At 61.9% G+C, this 16,746-nt stretch carries 12 protein-coding genes and 1 pseudogene; 6 read left to right on the forward strand and 7 right to left on the reverse strand.

All coding sequences use genetic code 11. The annotated features are described in order from the left end of the window. Position 1 precedes the first annotated feature (1 nt). On the reverse strand, positions 2 to 463 hold the full coding sequence (gene trmL, locus ACIPIJ_RS18790) for a tRNA (uridine(34)/cytosine(34)/5-carboxymethylaminomethyluridine(34)-2'-O)-methyltransferase TrmL (protein ID WP_241805170.1): 462 nt from the start codon (positions 461 to 463) through the stop codon (positions 2 to 4). Here trmL and ACIPIJ_RS18795 point away from each other — a divergent pair. Further along, positions 462 to 899, forward strand: coding sequence for a hypothetical protein (locus ACIPIJ_RS18795; RefSeq protein WP_401079396.1), 438 nt, complete (start codon positions 462 to 464; stop codon positions 897 to 899). The two genes, trmL and ACIPIJ_RS18795, sit on opposite strands and share 2 nt — an antisense overlap. A 363-nt stretch (positions 900 to 1,262) precedes the next feature. Here ACIPIJ_RS18795 and ntrC read toward each other — a convergent pair whose 3' ends face one another. The 3 genes from ntrC to glnA all read right to left on the reverse strand — a co-directional run bounded on the left by ntrC (position 1,263) and on the right by glnA (position 5,774). Continuing rightward, positions 1,263 to 2,699 carry a nitrogen regulation protein NR(I) gene (gene ntrC, locus ACIPIJ_RS18800; RefSeq protein WP_400640224.1) on the reverse strand — a complete coding sequence of 479 codons (1,437 nt, stop codon included), beginning with the start codon at positions 2,697 to 2,699 and terminating at the stop codon, positions 1,263 to 1,265. After that, positions 2,696 to 3,781 (reverse strand): nitrogen regulation protein NR(II), encoded by a 1,086-nt coding sequence (gene glnL, locus ACIPIJ_RS18805; RefSeq protein WP_401079398.1) that lies wholly within the window; start codon positions 3,779 to 3,781, stop codon positions 2,696 to 2,698. The genes ntrC and glnL overlap by 4 nt, the downstream gene beginning before the upstream one ends. A 586-nt stretch (positions 3,782 to 4,367) precedes the next feature. Then, positions 4,368 to 5,774 (reverse strand): type I glutamate--ammonia ligase, encoded by a 1,407-nt coding sequence (gene glnA, locus ACIPIJ_RS18810; protein ID WP_401079400.1) that lies wholly within the window; start codon positions 5,772 to 5,774, stop codon positions 4,368 to 4,370. A gap of 491 nt (positions 5,775 to 6,265) precedes the next feature. On the opposite strand from glnA, the gene thiI reads away from it, so the two are divergent. Then, complete coding sequence (thiI, locus tag ACIPIJ_RS18815; protein ID WP_401079402.1) at positions 6,266 to 7,720, forward strand: tRNA uracil 4-sulfurtransferase ThiI; 1,455 nt, start codon at positions 6,266 to 6,268, stop codon at positions 7,718 to 7,720. A gap of 126 nt (positions 7,721 to 7,846) precedes the next feature. Further along, positions 7,847 to 9,670 (forward strand): translational GTPase TypA, encoded by a 1,824-nt coding sequence (typA, locus tag ACIPIJ_RS18820; RefSeq protein WP_401079404.1) that lies wholly within the window; start codon positions 7,847 to 7,849, stop codon positions 9,668 to 9,670. A 111-nt stretch (positions 9,671 to 9,781) separates the two neighbouring features. Here typA and ACIPIJ_RS18825 read toward each other — a convergent pair whose 3' ends face one another. Then, entirely contained in the window at positions 9,782 to 10,186 is a 405-nt protein-coding gene (locus ACIPIJ_RS18825) for a YkgJ family cysteine cluster protein (RefSeq protein ID WP_401079406.1), read from the reverse strand. 186 nt (positions 10,187 to 10,372) lie between these two features. Between ACIPIJ_RS18825 and ACIPIJ_RS18830 the strand changes: the two genes are divergently transcribed. From ACIPIJ_RS18830 to ACIPIJ_RS18840, 3 genes are all read left to right on the forward strand, one after another. Continuing rightward, positions 10,373 to 12,823, forward strand: coding sequence for a glycogen/starch/alpha-glucan phosphorylase (locus ACIPIJ_RS18830; RefSeq protein WP_401079408.1), 2,451 nt, complete (start codon positions 10,373 to 10,375; stop codon positions 12,821 to 12,823). A gap of 253 nt (positions 12,824 to 13,076) precedes the next feature. After that, positions 13,077 to 14,087, forward strand: coding sequence for a class 1 fructose-bisphosphatase (locus ACIPIJ_RS18835; protein ID WP_012274595.1), 1,011 nt, complete (start codon positions 13,077 to 13,079; stop codon positions 14,085 to 14,087). A 3-nt stretch (positions 14,088 to 14,090) separates the two neighbouring features. Further along, positions 14,091 to 14,687 (forward strand): DUF924 family protein, encoded by a 597-nt coding sequence (locus ACIPIJ_RS18840; protein WP_401079410.1) that lies wholly within the window; start codon positions 14,091 to 14,093, stop codon positions 14,685 to 14,687. 36 nt (positions 14,688 to 14,723) lie between these two features. Here the strand turns inward: ACIPIJ_RS18840 and ACIPIJ_RS18845 are convergent, their stop codons facing one another. Both ACIPIJ_RS18845 and ACIPIJ_RS18850 read right to left on the reverse strand, forming a co-directional pair. Then, positions 14,724 to 15,554 carry a methyl-accepting chemotaxis protein gene (locus tag ACIPIJ_RS18845; RefSeq protein WP_401079848.1) on the reverse strand — a complete coding sequence of 277 codons (831 nt, stop codon included), beginning with the start codon at positions 15,552 to 15,554 and terminating at the stop codon, positions 14,724 to 14,726. A gap of 24 nt (positions 15,555 to 15,578) precedes the next feature. After that, positions 15,579 to 16,706 (reverse strand): annotated as a pseudogene (locus ACIPIJ_RS18850) (cache domain-containing protein); the annotation flags it as partial. Positions 16,707 to 16,746 lie beyond the last annotated feature (40 nt).

Genomic DNA, 16,746 nt, shown 5'->3' on the forward strand with positions numbered 1-16,746 from the left:
ATCAGCTCCCGGCAAACCCTTGCTGGCGCCACGCCTCATACACCGTCACCGCCACGGTGTTGGACAGGTTCAGGCTGCGGCAGCCTGGCCGCATCGGCAGGCGCAGGCGCTGCTCGGCCGGCAGGCTGTCCAGTACCTCGGTCGGCAGGCCGCGGCTCTCGGGCCCGAACAGGAACGCGTCGCCCGGCTGGTAGGCGACTTCATGAAAGGGGTGCGAGCCCTTGGTGGTAAAGGCGAACAACCGCGGGTTGCCGAGGCTTTCCAGGCATCCGGCCAGGCTTTCGTGGCGCTTGAGCGTGGCATACTCGTGGTAATCCAGCCCCGCGCGACGCAACCGTTTGTCGTCCAGCTCGAAGCTGATCGGTTCGATCAAGTGCAGGTCGCAACCGCTGTTGGCGCAGAGGCGAATGATGTTGCCGGTATTCGGCGGAATTTCAGGTTGAAAGAGGATGACGTGAAACATGCACGGCTCCAAGCATGAAGATGGCGAACATTCTACCCCCGAACCCGAGCCGCGTTCGAAGGGCTTGCCACGTGTGATGATTTCGCTGGCCATTGTCGGCGTGATGGTAGGGTTGATGATCGGCCGGCTGACCGCACCCGAAGAGCGTGTGCTTGAGCGAGTGGAGGTGGTACAGGGCGGCCTGGACCTCTGGTTCAACGACGAGCCGAAGCTCCACGGTGAGAATGTCGAAGGTACGGTTGCGCTGCTGTTTCAGGCCGAGGGCAAGGCCCAGCGTGGGCAATTGAGCTTGCAGGGCAAGCCGGTGGGCTGGCGTTTGCAGAAGAGCGAGGAAGGGTTGCTGCTGACCGTGGTTGCCGCGCGCCCCCTGCAGGGCGAGTGGGCCGGTGCAGAGGACGCTGGGCGTTGGCGGGTGCAGGTGAGGCTGCGCGAATAAAAGAGGGGATGTCCCGGCCTGCCTGTACCAGGGTCCCCGAAAGTTGGAGCGACTGCGTGTAAAAGAGGGGATTTCCCGGCCTGCCTGTACCGAGGTCCCCAAAAGCGTGTGCGACTGCGAATAAAAGAGGGGTTCACCCGGCCTGCCTGTACCAGGGCCCCCGAAACTGGGTATGTATTCTCTAATTGCAGGGGGCGTGCCAGTTTTGAAAAGCCCGTTGATACTGGGTTTTCAGGGCGATTTGGCCGGGTTTTGAGGGGGTTTGTGCCTTGGGGCGGTGCAGGCGGCACAGCTTCGGTGCATGGGCCTGAAACGAGTGGGGCCGCAAAAGCGGCCCCAGTGGTAATGCTGACCTACCCGGTCTTAGTGTTCATCACCCTCATCATCATCGCCGCCATCCACATTCATCCCCAGCTCCTTGATCTTGCGGGTCAGGGTATTGCGTCCCCAGCCCAGCAGTACTGCCGCATCACGCCGACGCCCGGCGGTGTGCTTGAGTGCCGTCTCGATCATTATCCGTTCAAAGCTGGGCACGGCGCTGTCGAGCAAATTCGACTGCCCGCGTGCCAGGGCCTGGTCGGCCCACTGGCGCAGGGCCTGCTCCCAGTTGGTCACGGGCGCGGCGTCTTGCGGCAGGTTGAGCAGCTCGGGTGGCAGGTCGCCGATCAGCACTTCGCGGCTGGAAGCCATCACGGTGATCCAGCGGCAGGTGTTTTCGAGCTGGCGTACGTTGCCTGGCCAAGGCAGGTTGCGGATGAATTCTTCGGTTTCCGGCTTGAGCAGTTTCGGCTCGACGGCCAGCTCCTGCGCGGCGCGGCCGAGGAAGTGCCGGGCGAGGGCGGGGATGTCTTCGCGACGGTCGGCAAGGCGCGGGATGTGAATACGGATCACGTTGAGGCGGTGGAACAAGTCCTCACGGAACTTGCCGGCCTGCACCAGTGACTCGAGGTTCTGGTGCGTCGCGGCGATGATGCGCACGTCCACCTTCACCGGCACGTGGCCGCCCACGCGATAGAACTCGCCATCGGCCAGCACCCGCAGCAGGCGGGTTTGGGTATCGGCCGGCATGTCACCGATTTCGTCGAGGAACAGCGTGCCGCCATCGGCCTGCTCGAAGCGGCCACGGCGCAGGTTGGCAGCGCCGGTGAAAGCGCCTTTCTCGTGGCCGAACAGCTCCGACTCCATCAGGTCCTTGGGGATCGCGGCCATGTTCAAGGCAATGAACGGCGAGGCCGCACGCGGGCTGTGGCGGTGCAGGGCGTGCGCCACCAGCTCCTTGCCGGTACCGGACTCGCCATTGATCAGCACGGTGATGTTGGAGTGGCTCAGCCGGCCGATGGCGCGGAACACCTCCTGCATCGCCGGTGCTTCACCAATGATTTCCGGTGTGCGGGCCAGAGCCTGGGGCACGTCCAGGCCTTGCTGTTCCTGGGCGTGCTGATTGGCGCGCTTGACCAGCGATACGGCCTCGTCGACGTCGAATGGCTTGGGCAGGTACTCGAAGGCGCCCCCCTGATACGACGCCACTGCGCTGTCCAGGTCGGAATGGGCGGTCATGATGATGACCGGCAGTCGCGGGTGCTGCTCGCGGATCTGGGCCAGCAGGTCGAGGCCGCTGGCGCCGGGCATACGGATATCGGAAATGATCACATCCGGCTGCTGCCGGGCCAGGCGGCCCATGACGCCATCGGCGCTGTCGAAGCTCTGGGTGGTCATGCCTTCCTGTTGCAGGGCTTTTTCCAGGACCCAGCGGATGGAGCGATCATCGTCGACGATCCATACGGTTTCACTTCGGCTCATGAGGCAGTGGCTCCTTGTTCCAGGGGCAGGAAGATCGAGAAGGCGGTATGCCCTGCGTGGCTTTCACACTCGATCAGGCCCTGGTGCTGGCTGATGATGTTCTGGGTGATGGCCAGGCCAAGCCCGGTACCGTCCGGGCGGCCACTGACCATGGGATAGAAAAGGGTGTCCTGCAGTTCACTGGGGATGCCCGGGCCGTTGTCGATGATCTCGACGCGGGCCACCAGGCGGTGGCGCACATGGCCGATGGTGAACTGGCGCATCGCGCGGCTGCGCAGGGTGATGCGGCCCAGGCGCAGCTCGTTCTGCGAGCTGATCGCCTGCATGGCGTTGCGCACGATGTTCAGCACCGCCTGGATCATCTGCTCGCGGTCGATCAGCACGTCCGGCAGGCTTGGGTCGTAATCGCGCACCAATGTGATGCAGCCCTGACTTTCCGCCTCGACCAGGCTGCAGACCCGCTCCAGCACTTCGTGGATGTTGGTCATGGCCAGCGACGGCAGCTTGTTCGAACCGAGCATGCGGTCGACCAGGTTACGCAGGCGGTCGGCCTCTTCGATGATCACGTTGGTGTAGTCGCGCAGGCCGTCTTCGGGCAGCTCGCGGGCCAGCAACTGCGCGGCGCCACGAATGCCGCCGAGCGGGTTCTTGATTTCGTGGGCCAAGCCGCGCACCAGCATCTTGGTGGTTTCCTGCTTGCTCAACTGGGCTTCTTCCTTGGTGATGCGCAGCAGGCGGTCACGCGGGTGCACCTCCAGCAGCAGCAAGGTGTTGCCCTGGTGCAGGATCGGTGTCACGGCGTAGTCGACGGTGATGGCCTGCCCGGTCAGCGAAGTCAGTTGCGCTTCGCGCTTGGTGAACGGGTGCGCCTGTTCGACGGCCTGACGCAGCGAGTTGAGCGCCTCGGTCGACTCGGTAAACAGCTCACTGATGAACTGCCCGTGGCTGCGCTGCCCGCTGACGGCCAGCAGCATCTCCGCAGCCGGGTTCATGTAGTCCAGGCGCAGCTCGGCGTTGAGCAGGAGCGTGGCCGTGGTCAGGTTGTCCAGAAGCAGACGGTGCTGTGCATCGCTGATGGTCATAAGGCGTCGTTGACCTCTTTTGGCGCTTGCCGGGCATGGCGGTGAGCATGGCCGGCGCGCAGTGTATCCGCTGATGCCAGTCTCTCTTCACTTAGAAAATGCAAGAAACAAACCAAGGCTCCGAAAAGAAGCGGGATTGCTTCAGAAAGACCTGAATTTGCGCTTATTCGGACCAGAATGTTCTGGTTTACCGTTTCACGTGACCTGTTTTGGGGTGCATAGCGACCCGTCGCATGCTGCCATGCACCAATATAGAGCATCGATGCGCTTAGCGATTGACGCACAGTTGCGGGTGGCGCGGACCAATGCCTGATGGCGTGACAGCTGGCAAGGTCGAGGTGCTGGTCAATGCTATCCAGTAATGGAAGAAACTCAGGATGCAAAGGTGCGGGTGCGTGGCAGCCGAGCAGGCCGAGTGCGATTGGCCTAGGGGCATGGTGATCTCCTTGTGCATGGAGACCTGATTGTGGACAGCCGGGCAATTCCCGCTTGTAGGGCGCGCCCGATCTGGGTGAATGAAAAACAAAAACGGCCTTCAGAAGAAGGCCGTTTGCGGTGACTTGATCGACGCCAGGCGTCGATCAGATCAGCAGCTGTAGTACAGCTCGTATTCCAGCGGGTGCACGAAGGTGCGGACCTTGATTTCTTCTTCCGATTTCAGCTCGATGAAGGCATCGATGAAGTCGTCGGAGAACACGCCGCCCTTGGTCAGGAACGCACGGCCTTTATCCAGCTCTTCCAGGGCTTCTTTCAGGCTGCCGCAGACTTGCGGGATGTCTTTAGCCTCTTCAGGCGGCAGATCGTACAGGTTCTTGTCGGCAGCATCGCCTGGGTGAATCTTGTTCTGGATGCCGTCCAGGCCAGCCATCAGCAGGGCCGCGAAGGCCAGGTACGGGTTGGCCGATGGGTCCGGGAAGCGCGCTTCGATACGGCGGGCTTTCGGGCTGCCAACGTAAGGAATGCGGATCGAGGCGGAACGGTTGCGCGCCGAGTAGGCCAGCATTACCGGTGCTTCGAAGCCTGGGACCAGACGCTTGTAGGAGTTGGTCGACGGGTTGGTGAAGCCGTTCAGGGCCTTACCGTGCTTGATGATGCCGCCGATGAAGTACAGGGCGGTGTCGGACAGGCCGGCATAGCCTTCGCCCGAGAAGGTGTTCTTGCCTTCTTTCCAGATCGACATGTGCACGTGCATGCCCGAGCCGTTGTCGCCGTACAGTGGCTTCGGCATGAAGGTAGCGGTACGGCCGTAAGCGTCGGCAACGTTGTGCACGACGTATTTCAGGGCCTGTACTTCGTCAGCTTTCTTCACCAGGGTGTTGAACTTGACGCCGATTTCGTTCTGGCCGGCAGTCGCCACTTCGTGGTGGTGAACTTCGACGATCTGGCCCATTTCTTCCAGTGCGTTGCACATGGCAGTACGGATTTCGTGGTCGTGGTCGAACGGCGGAACCGGGAAGTAGCCGCCTTTCACGCCTGGACGGTGGCCTTTGTTGCCGCCTTCCACGTCTGCGCCAGTCATCCACGAGCCCTGCTCGGAGAAGATCTTGAACATCGAGCCGGAGATGTCCGACTGGAACTTCACTTCGTCGAAGATGAAGAACTCAGGCTCTGGGCCGGCGAATACGGTGTCACCGATGCCGGTGCTCTTCAGGTACTCTTCGGCGCGCTTGGCGATTGCACGTGGGTCGCGATCGTAGCCCTGCATGCTCGACGGGTCGACGATGTCGCAGGTGATGATCAGGGTCGGTTCTTCGGTGAACGGGTCCAGTACGGCAGTGTCGTCGACCGGCATCAGGATCATGTCGGAAGCTTCGATGCCTTTCCAGCCTGCGATGGAGGAACCGTCGAACATTTTGCCGACTTCGAAGAAGTCTTCGTCCAGGCCATCACGCGCTGGCATGGTCACGTGATGCTGAATGCCCTTGGTGTCCGTGAAACGCAGATCAATCCACTTGACGTCATGATCTTTGATGAGTTGAACCGACTTCGACATGTTGTCCTCCGGAGGGTCTAGAGCGCGGTGGGCCGCTGCCCTGTAAAAAGGGTGTTGCCGGGCGCGGATAGTCGGCCAAGCTTACCTGCCTCACAAGGGAGCAAATTGCATGCCAGTGCCCGAAAATGGCGAGGCCGGGATAAAAGGGGGCGTTTGCGGGCATTTGCTGCGTCGGTGACGGGCAAAAGCGCACCTTTAGGAGGCAGAAATGGAGTGCAGGGCACCAAATGAGTGCACAGCTTTAAAGGCGTGCTTTTTTTGAGGGCCTCATGGCGGATAGCGCCGTTCCTGCAAGGAGTGCGCGACGCCGAAAAGGTCTGCGGCCCGTGCAGAGGCGGTTTTATCCGCCATGAGGCCGGCACAGGGGCCGCAAATCCCGCCTCCTGCATTTATCTCAAACCGCCTGATCAAAAGTTGGTCAAATCCTGAGCAATTTCCGCTATAATTCGCGCCCCTCATTTTCGGCAGGCCCTGCGCGCGCTGTTAAACCAATGAAACTTATCGTCAAAGTCTTCCCAGAGATCACCATCAAGAGCCGGCCGGTGCGCAAGCGCTTCATCCGCCAGCTCAGCAAGAACATCCGCAACGTGCTCAAGGACCTCGATCCTGAGCTCGCGGTCGATGGTGTCTGGGACAATCTCGAAGTGGTCACCCGCGTCGAGGACGAGAAGGTCCAGCGCGAGATGATCGAGCGCCTGTCCTGCACGCCGGGTATCACCCACTTCCTGCAGGTCGAGGAATACCCGCTGGGCGACTTCGACGATATCGTCGCCAAGTGCAAGCAGCACTTCGGCCACCTGCTGGCCGGCAAGCACTTCGCCGTGCGCTGCAAGCGCGGCGGCCACCATGACTTCACCTCGATGGATGTCGACCGCTACGTCGGTAGCCAGTTGCGCCAGCAGTGCGGCGCGGCCGGCATCGAGCTGAAGAAGCCGGAAGTGCTGGTGCGCATCGAAATCCGCAACCAGCGCCTGTACGTGATCCACAACCAGCACCAGGGCATCGGCGGCTACCCGCTGGGCGCCCTGGAGCAGACCCTGGTATTGATGTCCGGTGGCTTCGACTCCACCGTGGCGGCCTACCAGATGATGCGCCGTGGCCTGATGACCCACTTCTGCTTCTTCAACCTCGGCGGCCGTGCCCACGAACTGGGCGTGATGGAAGTGGCCCACTTCCTGTGGAAAAAGTACGGCAGCAGCCAGCGCGTGCTGTTCATCAGCGTGCCGTTCGAAGAAGTGGTCGGCGAGATCCTCAACAAGGTCGACAACAGCTACATGGGCGTGACCCTCAAGCGCATGATGCTGCGCGGCGCGGCGCATATGGCCGACCGTCTGCAAATCGACGCGCTGGTGACCGGCGAGGCGATCTCTCAGGTATCGAGCCAGACGCTGCCGAACCTGTCGATCATCGATTCGGCCACCGACAAGCTGGTGCTGCGCCCATTGCTGGCGAGCCACAAGCAGGACATCATTGACCAGGCCAACGAAATCGGCACCGCCGACTTCGCCAAGCACATGCCTGAGTATTGCGGTGTGATCTCGGTAAACCCGACCACTCACGCCAAGCGTCACCGCATGGAGCATGAAGAGAAGCAATTCGACATGGCCGTGCTGGAGCGCGCCCTCGAACGCGCCAAGTTCATCTCGATCGACCACGTGATCGACGAGCTGGGCAAGGACATCGAGGTTGAAGAAGTCAGCGAAGCGCTGCCAGGCCAGATCGTCATCGACATCCGTCACCCCGACGCCCAGGAAGACGAGCCATTGGAGCTCGAAGGCATCGAAGTCCAGGTGATGCCGTTCTACGCGATCAACAGCAAGTTCAAGCAGCTGGATGAAAGCCGCCAGTACTTGCTCTATTGCGACAAGGGTGTGATGAGCCGTTTGCACGCACACCACCTGCTCAGTGAGGGACATGCCAATGTGCGTGTTTATCGTCCGACATAAGACGCCAGGGCTGTATGGCGGCAGCATCCGCCATCGCCCTCCCGACCGCCGGGCCCGCTGAGCCTTTTAACTTCATATTGGCCGCCTAGACTGGCGGCAACCGAATCCTCTGATCGAGATACAGTTGTGATCGAAAATCTGCGTAACATCGCCATCATCGCCCACGTTGACCATGGTAAAACCACCCTGGTCGACAAACTCCTGCGCCAGTCCGGCACCCTGGAGCGTAACGAGCTCAACGACGAGCGCGTCATGGACTCCAACGACCAGGAAAAAGAGCGCGGCATTACCATTCTGGCGAAAAACACCGCCATCAACTGGAACGGCTACCACATCAACATCGTCGACACCCCCGGCCACGCCGACTTCGGTGGCGAGGTTGAGCGTGTAATGTCGATGGTCGACTCCGTGCTGCTGCTGGTCGACGCCCAAGACGGCCCGATGCCGCAAACCCGCTTCGTGACCAAAAAGGCTTTCGAAGCTGGCCTGAAGCCGATCGTCGTGATCAACAAGGTCGACCGTCCGGGCGCGCGTCCTGACTGGGTTCTGGACCAGATCTTCGACCTGTTCGACAACCTCGGCGCCACCGACGAACAGCTGGACTTCAAAGTCGTCTACGCCTCGGCCCTGAACGGCATTGCCGGCCTGGACCACACCGAAATGGGCGAAGACATGACTGCCCTGTACCAGGCTGTCATCGACCACGTTCCAGCGCCAGCTGTTGACCGTGACGGCCCGTTCCAGATGCAGATCTCCGCACTGGACTACAACAGCTTCCTGGGCGTGATCGGTGTTGGCCGTATTGCCCGTGGTCGCGTCAAGCCGAACACCCCGGTTGTCGCCATCGACGCTGACGGCAAGAAGCGTAACGGCCGTATCCTCAAGCTGATGGGCCACCACGGCCTGCACCGCGTCGATGTCGAAGAAGCCCAAGCTGGCGACATCGTCTGCATCAGCGGTTTCGACGAGCTGTTCATCTCCGACACCCTGTGCGACCCGACTGCCGTTGAGGCGATGAAGCCGCTGACCGTTGACGAGCCTACCGTTTCGATGACCTTCCAGGTCAACGACTCGCCGTTCTGCGGCAAGGAAGGCAAGTTCGTCACCAGCCGTAACATCAAGGACCGTCTGGACAAGGAACTGCTGTACAACGTTGCCCTGCGCGTTGAGGAAACCGACTCCCCAGACAAGTTCAAGGTCTCGGGCCGTGGCGAGCTGCACCTCTCGGTACTGATCGAAACCATGCGTCGCGAAGGCTTCGAGCTGGCCCTGGGCCGTCCGGAAGTGATCATCCGTGAAGTGGACGGCGTGAAGCAGGAACCGTTCGAAAACGTCACCATCGACATCCCTGAAGAATCTCAGGGCAAGGTCATGGAAGAGATGGGTCTGCGTAAAGGCGACCTGACCAACATGGTCCCGGATGGCAAGGGCCGTGTACGCCTGGAGTACAACATCCCGGCTCGTGGTCTGATCGGTTTCCGTAACCAGTTCCTGACCCTGACCAACGGTGCAGGCATCCTGACTTCGATCTTTGATCGCTACGACACCGTGAAGTCCGGCCACATGTCCGGCCGTCAGAACGGCGTACTGGTTTCGGTCGAAACCGGCAAGGCGCTGACCTACTCGCTGGAAACCCTGCAGGCGCGTGGCAAGCTGTTTGTCGAGCACGGTCAAGAGATCTACAACGGTCAAATCGTCGGCCAGAACAGCCGCGACAACGACCTGGGCGTCAACCCTACCAAGGGCAAGAAGCTCGACAACATGCGTGCTTCGGGTAAAGACGAAGTCATCGCACTGGTTCCGCCTGTTCGCTTCACCCTGGAACAGGCTCTGGAATACATCCAGGAAGACGAGCTGTGCGAAGTCACGCCGAAGTCCATCCGTCTTCGCAAGAAGATCCTGGACGAAAGCGAGCGTACCCGCGCTGCGAAGAAAGCCAAGAACAGCTGAGTTAGCTGTGGCTGAATGAAAACGCCCCCGGTCGAAAGGCCGGGGGCGTTTTTGTTTGTCTGCGCTTGCTGTAGCAGCTTTACGCGCGAAGAGGCCAGTACAGGCTAACGATCAGCGCGCGGCTGCCTTGGGCTTGTATGCACAGTAACCCGGCCGCGGCCCGATCTTCGGGTGATTGCGGCAGGTATCCGGGCGCTTGTCATAAATGGTGCACAGGCGGCTCTTACGATCCAGATACATGCAGTCGTTGTTGCTCATCCGGGTCAGGGTGAAGATCCCCGACTTCTGGTTGAAGCGTTCGATGATGCCTTCCTTCTGCAGGCGTTTAGCCACGTTCTTCGGCGGCTCGTCCTTTTCGAACTCGTCCACCACGCCGATGCGGATCAGGTCTTTGATCTTCACTTCCACGGGCAGCGTGCAGCAGGTCGAATGGCAGCCTCCGCACATGTGGCTGGCATAGCGTTGCCAGGTTTCCAGGCGGTCGACTTCGGCCGCGGCAATCAGGGTCGTTTTCATCGTTATAGGTGGTGGATCACGGTCTTGGGGCGCGCGATGATACCGGAGTTGTTCAATTTGTGAACAACCTTTTGCCGGATTGGCAAAGTGGGCATGAAAACTGCGAACCGAGACTGTCACTCCCTGTCGAAGGGACTAGTCTCAACACTCTCTCTGCGCTTTCGTCAATTTGCCCGAGGATGCCGCATGTCCCAGGAACCCAACGCACGTGATGCCGAGGTGGCCGATTTTCGCGCCGCGGTACTGGACAAGCTGACCTACGCGGTCGGCAAGGACCCGGAGCACGCCTTCGACCACGACTGGTTCGAGGCCATTGCCCTGGCCGCCCGCGATCACATGGTCGATCACTGGATGGATCACACCCGTCAGGCTTACCGACGCAGCCAGAAGCGGGTTTATTACCTCTCGCTGGAATTCCTGATCGGACGCCTGCTTTACGACAGCCTGAGCAACCTGGGCTTGCTGGATATCGCCCGCGATGCTCTGGAAGGGCTGGATGTGGACCTGGAGCGCATACGCCTGCTCGAACCCGATGCGGCGTTGGGCAATGGCGGCCTGGGCCGCCTGGCGGCGTGCTTCATGGAGAGCATGTCGACCTTGGGCATCGCCGCCCACGGTTACGGCATCCGCTATGAACACGGGCTGTTCCGCCAGGCCGTGGTCGATGGCTGGCAGCAGGAGCAGACCGAAAACTGGCTGGATTTCGGCAACCCGTGGGAGTTCGAGCGCGCCGAGGTAATCTACCCAATCAGCTTTGGCGGCAGCGTCGAAACGCTGCAGGGCGCCAACGGCGCGCAGCGTCAGGTGTGGTCGCCGGGCGAGACGGTGCGGGCGGTAGCCTACGACACGCCAGTGGTCGGCTGGCGCGGGTCCTGCGTCAATACCCTGCGGCTGTGGCGTGCGCGGGCGCTGGAAGAACTGCACCTGGAGCGTTTCAACGCCGGTGATCACCTGGGCGCGGTGGCCGAAGTGGCGCGGGCCGAGAGCATCTCGCGGGTGCTTTACCCGGCCGACAGCACCGAGGCCGGCCAGGAGCTGCGCCTGCGTCAGGAATACTTCTTCGTGTCGGCGTCGCTGCAAGACCTGCTGCGGCGTCACCTGAACATGCACAAGGACCTGCTCAACCTGCCGGATGCCGCGGCTATCCAGCTCAACGACACGCACCCGTCGATTGCCGTGGCCGAGCTGATGCGGCTGTTGGTCGACCAGCATGAAATTCCGTGGGATAAGGCCTGGGAGCTGACCGTCGGCACCTTGGCCTACACCAACCACACGCTGTTGCCAGAGGCGCTGGAAACCTGGCCGGTGGCGTTGATGGAGCGCATGCTGCCGCGGCACATGCAGATCATCTACCTGATCAACGCCTTCCATATCGATGCCCTGCGCGCCAAAGGCCTGCATGACTTCGACGTGTTGCGCGCAGTGTCGCTGATCGAGGAAGACAACGGCCGCCGGGTACGCATGGGCAACCTGGCGTTCCTTGGCTCGCACAGCGTCAACGGGGTATCGGCGCTGCACAGCAAACTGATGAAAAGCTCGGTGTTCGCCGAGCTGCACAAGCTTTACCCGCAACGGATCAACAACAAGACCAACGGCATCACCTTCCGCCGCTGGCTGTATCAGGCCAACCCGCAACTGACGGCGATGCTGGTGGAGGCCCTGGGCCCGGAGCTGCTGGACGACCCCGAAGGGCGCTTGGCCGAGTTGGTGCCGTTCGCCGACAAGAGTGGCTTTCGCAAAGCGTTCGCCGCGCAGCGTTTGCACAGCAAGCGTGCCCTGGCCAGCATCATCCAGGAACGCGTGGGCGTCACGGTCAACCCCGAGGCGCTGTTCGACGTGCAGGTCAAGCGCATCCACGAGTACAAGCGCCAGCTGCTCAACCTGCTGCATACCGTGGCGCTGTACCAGGCCATCCGTAACGATCCGGGCACCAACTGGGTCCCGCGGGTGAAGATCTTTGCCGGCAAGGCCGCGGCCAGCTACCACCAGGCCAAGCTGATCATCAAGCTGGCCAACGACATCGCCCGGGTGGTCAACAACGACCCCACGGTGCGCGGCCTGCTCAAGGTGGTGTTCCTGCCCAACTACAACGTCAGCCTGGCCGAGAGCATCATCCCGGCGGCGGACCTGTCGGAGCAGATCTCCACGGCCGGCTACGAGGCCTCGGGCACCAGCAACATGAAGTTCGGCCTCAACGGTGCGTTGACCATCGGTACGTTGGACGGTGCCAACGTGGAGATGTGCGAACAGGTGGGCGCCGACAACATGTTCATTTTCGGCCTGACCGCGCAGCAGGTCGAGGCGCGCAAGCGTGCCGGTGATTTTGGGGCCAGTGCCGCGATAGCCGCCTCCAACCGCTTGAACGATGTGCTGCAGGCGATCCGCAGTGGTGTGTTTTCACCGGACGACCCTGGGCGCTATATGGGGTTGATCGATGGCCTGGTGGCCTATGACCGCTTCCTTGTCTGTGCAGACTTCGATGCCTACTGGGATGCCCAGCGACGGGTCGAGGAGCTGTGGCATACACCGCAGGAGTGGTGGCGCATTGCAGTGCTGAACACGGCGCGGATGGGCTGGTTCTCTTCGGACCGTACCATTCGCGAGTACGCGACTGATATCTGGAAGGCGCTGGATTGAGTGCTGGGGCCGCGCAGCGGCCCATTCGCCGGCAAGCCGGCTCCCACCACATCGTAGCTCAGTAGAGTCTGTGGGAGCCGGCGTGCCGGCGATTGGGCTGCATGGCAGCCCCAACTGACCACCGGCCAGGCCATGGCTGAACTACCGACCTAAAGTGCCGTCTGACTGCCCAGCGAGTCTCTTTGCTCGCTAGCATTCAACTCTCCCTGTAAACTGCGGGGGTTTTCTCCCCCCAATCCGTTCGGAGCCATACATGTCCCGCGTTACCCTGAGTCGCTATCTGATTGAGCAGACCCGCAGCAACAATACTCCTGCCGATCTGCGCTTCCTGATCGAAGTGGTGGCGCGTGCGTGCAAGGAAATCAGCCACCATGTGTCCAAGGGCGCCCTCGGTGGCGTGCTGGGCAGCATGGGCACCGAGAACGTGCAGGGCGAAGTGCAGAAGAAGCTGGACGTGATCTCCAACGACATCTTGCTCGAAGCCAACGAGTGGGGCGGCCACCTGGCTGGCATGGCGTCCGAAGAAATGGACAACGCCTACCAGATCCCGGGCAAATACCCGAAAGGTGCCTACCTGCTGGTCTTCGACCCGCTGGACGGCTCGTCGAACATCGACGTCAACGTTTCGGTCGGCACCATCTTCTCGGTACTGCGTTGCCCTAACCAGTACCTGAGCCAGAACGAGAGCCTCAACGAAGAAGCCTTCCTGCAGCCAGGCACCGAGCAGGTCGCCGCCGGTTACGCCATCTACGGCCCGCAGACCATGCTGATCCTGACCCTGGGCAACGGCGTCAAGGGCTTCACCCTGGACCGTGAACTGGGCAGCTTCGTCCTGACCCACGAGAACATCCAGGTCCCGGCAACCACCGCCGAGTTCGCCATCAACATGTCCAACCAGCGCCACTGGGAAGCCCCGGTACAGCGCTACGTGGGCGAGCTGCTGGCCGGTGAGACCGGGCCGCTGAAAAAGAACTACAACATGCGCTGGATCGCCTCGATGGTGGCTGACGTGCACCGCATCCTCACCCGTGGCGGCCTGTTCATGTACCCGCGCGACGCCCGCGAGCCGAGCAAGCCGGGCAAGCTGCGCCTGATGTACGAAGCCAACCCGATGTCGTTCATCATCGAGCAGGCTGGCGGCGCCTCCACCAACGGTTACGATCGCATCCTCGACATCAAGCCAGAGAGCCTGCACCAGCGCGTGTCGGTCATCCTCGGCTCGAAGGAAGAGGTCGAGCGCGTCACCGCCTATCACAAGGAGTAAGTCATGCTCGCACCTTGGCAGCCGTTGCTGGAGTGGTGGTTCGGTTGGGGGACCAGTCCCCAGGCCGTGGCTGACGAGAAGAGCACGCTGTGGTTCGGCAAGCATCACGATGCCGAAGCCCAGGCGGTGTTCGGCGAGCTGGTCGAGCATGCCCTGGCGGGCGGGCTCGACGAGTGGCAGCAGAGCCCCCAGGGCTGGCTTGGCCTGCTGATCCTGCTGGACCAGCTACCGCGCATGATCTACCGCGATACGCCGCGCGCCTTTGAAGGCGACCGGCGTGCCCAGGTGGTGGCGCTGCAGGGTTTGCAAAAGGGCTGGGACTACCAGCTGCTGCCGATTCAGCGGGTATTCGTGCTGCTGGTGCTGGAGCATGCCGAGGTGCTGGACTGGCAGAACCTGAGCGTCGAGCGCTATCAGGTGCTGCTCGATGAGCAGCCTGAAGCCCATCGGCGCTTGTTCGAAGGCTTCCTCGATTACGCCGAGCAGCACCAGCGGGTGATTGCCCGGTTCGGGCGCTTCCCGCATCGCAACCTGATGCTGGAGCGGCCGAGCACCAGTGAAGAGATGGACTTTTTGCTGGAGCCTGGTTCCAGGTTCTGAGTAATGAATGGGGCCGCATTAGCGGCCCCATTGGTTTCAGATCCTGAAGCTCCCCACCAGGTGCTTCAACCGCTCGACTTGGCGCTCCAGGTCGGTGCAGGCACGCAAGGTGCTCTGCAGGTTCTGCACCCCTTCCTGATTCAACGTATTGATCTCGGTGATGTCGACATTGATCGACTCGACCACGGCCGTCTGTTCTTCCGTGGCGGTCGCGACCGACTGGTTCATCCCGTCGATCTCGCCAATGCGCTGGGTCACGCTGCCCAGCCGCTCGCCCGCCTGGTTGGCGATCCCCACGCTGTGGTCGCTGTGCTGGCGGCTCTGGTTCATGGTGCTGACCGCCACCTGGGCACCGGCCTGCAGCTCTTCGATCAGGCGCTGCACCTGCTGCGCCGACTCCTGGGTACGGTGGGCCAGGTTGCGCACCTCGTCGGCGACCACCGCGAAACCACGCCCGGCCTCACCGGCACGGGCCGCTTCGATCGCAGCGTTCAGCGCCAGCAGGTTGGTTTGCTGGGAAATACCAGTGATCACATCGAGAATCTGGCCGATGTTGGCGGTGTGAGCATTGAGCGTCTCGATGTTGCCGCACGAATCGCTGATGCGCGCCGACAACTGGTTCATCACATCGATGGTGCGCCCCACCACCTGCTGGCCATCTTCGGCCAGGCCGCGGGCCTCACTGGAGTGCTGCGAGGCCAGCGCCGCATTCTGGGCGATCTCCTGCGCGGCGGCGCCGAGCTGGTTGATGGCCGCAGCCACGCTGCTGGTGCGGCTGGACTGCTGGTCGGCATTGGTGATCGAGGCATTCGAAGCGCTTACCACCTGGGTCGCTACCGCGTTGACCTGGCCGGTGGCCGAGGCCACTTCGCGGATCGACTCGTGAATACGCTCGACAAAACGGTTGAACGACTGGCCAAGGCTGCCGAACTCATCCTGGGCATGAATGGTCAGGCGCCGGGTCAGGTCGCCTTCGCCTTCGGCGATGTCATGCATGGCGCGGCCCATCAGGTGCAGGGGTTCCATCAGCACACGGATCAGCAGGCCGAGCAGGGCGATGATCACCAGCACTGCGATCAGCGTCGCAACCAGGGCCGAGGTGCGCAGCTCGCTGAGCATGGCGAACGCGGCGTCCTGGTCGACCACCAGGGCGACGTACCAGTCTGCTGAAGGCACGCCGTCGACGTGGGTGAAGCTGATGAACTGCTTGCGCCCGTCCAGTTCCACTTCCTTCAGGCCATTGCCGATGCGTGGCGTACCGGCAGGGTAGACGTCACCCAGGGTCTTGAGCGCCAGGTCAGCCTTGGGGTGGATGAGAATCTTGCCTTCGCCGTTAACGATGAACGCGTGGCCGTGGCCATCGAAGTCGAGGGTGTTGATCAGGTTGCTGATGGTTTGCAGGTCGGTGTCGACGCCGCTGACGCCAATCACTCGGCCCGCTTGATGCACCGGGGTGGCCAGGGTGATTACCAGTCTGCCGGCTGAAGCCGAGATGTACGGCTCGGTCACGATGGTGCGGTTGGCGGCGCTGGCTGCCTTGTACCAGCCGCGGGTGCGGGGGTCGTAGTCGGCGGCGCGGTTGCCGACCGGTACCGATTGCATGCTGCCGTCCTGGCCGCCGAAATAGGTGAGCTGGAAGTTGCCGGCATACACCGGCAGCGCCAGGCTGCGGTCCAGGCTGGGCTTGCCGGGGCCGTCGACGGCAATCTGTTGCGCCAGCGAGTCGAGCAGCTGGATGCGGCTGTCGAGCCAGTTGCGGATGTTGCCGGCGGTTAGGCTGCCGAGGTCCTGCAGGTTGGTCTGGGTATCGCTGCGCAGGGACTGGCGTTGGCGGTAGTCGTTGAACAGCACGAAACAGGTAAACGCGACGGCCACCACCAGGGCGGCGGCCAGCAGGATCTTGTGGCTGAACTTCAGGTTCTTGGTCATTTTTTGTGATCTGCACAAGGCAAGGCGGAGGAGGGGCTGCGACCACGCGTCACAGCGTGCTCGCTGTGTCGACGCGGCCCGGCAAAACATTAATCGTTTGCGCAGCGCCAACCGACCAACGGTGTAGAAC

The sequence above is a fragment of the Pseudomonas sp. NPDC087185 genome, from assembly GCF_044744955.1.
Lineage (GTDB): Bacteria > Pseudomonadota > Gammaproteobacteria > Pseudomonadales > Pseudomonadaceae > Aquipseudomonas.

What these genes read in the sequence shown, in the direction of transcription:
- ACIPIJ_RS18795 (WP_401079396.1), top strand. Translation starts at nt 462, where the DNA reads ATGCACGGCTCCAAGCATGAAGATGGCGAACATTCTACCCCCGAACCC.
- trmL (WP_241805170.1), bottom strand. Translation starts at nt 463, where the DNA reads ATGTTTCACGTCATCCTCTTTCAACCTGAAATTCCGCCGAATACCGGC.
- ntrC (WP_400640224.1), bottom strand. Translation starts at nt 2,699, where the DNA reads ATGAGCCGAAGTGAAACCGTATGGATCGTCGACGATGATCGCTCCATC.
- glnL (WP_401079398.1), bottom strand. Translation starts at nt 3,781, where the DNA reads ATGACCATCAGCGATGCACAGCACCGTCTGCTTCTGGACAACCTGACC.
- glnA (WP_401079400.1), bottom strand. Translation starts at nt 5,774, where the DNA reads ATGTCGAAGTCGGTTCAACTCATCAAAGATCATGACGTCAAGTGGATT.
- thiI (WP_401079402.1), top strand. Translation starts at nt 6,266, where the DNA reads ATGAAACTTATCGTCAAAGTCTTCCCAGAGATCACCATCAAGAGCCGG.
- ACIPIJ_RS18825 (WP_401079406.1), bottom strand. Translation starts at nt 10,186, where the DNA reads ATGAAAACGACCCTGATTGCCGCGGCCGAAGTCGACCGCCTGGAAACC.
- ACIPIJ_RS18830 (WP_401079408.1), top strand. Translation starts at nt 10,373, where the DNA reads ATGTCCCAGGAACCCAACGCACGTGATGCCGAGGTGGCCGATTTTCGC.
- ACIPIJ_RS18835 (WP_012274595.1), top strand. Translation starts at nt 13,077, where the DNA reads ATGTCCCGCGTTACCCTGAGTCGCTATCTGATTGAGCAGACCCGCAGC.
- ACIPIJ_RS18840 (WP_401079410.1), top strand. Translation starts at nt 14,091, where the DNA reads ATGCTCGCACCTTGGCAGCCGTTGCTGGAGTGGTGGTTCGGTTGGGGG.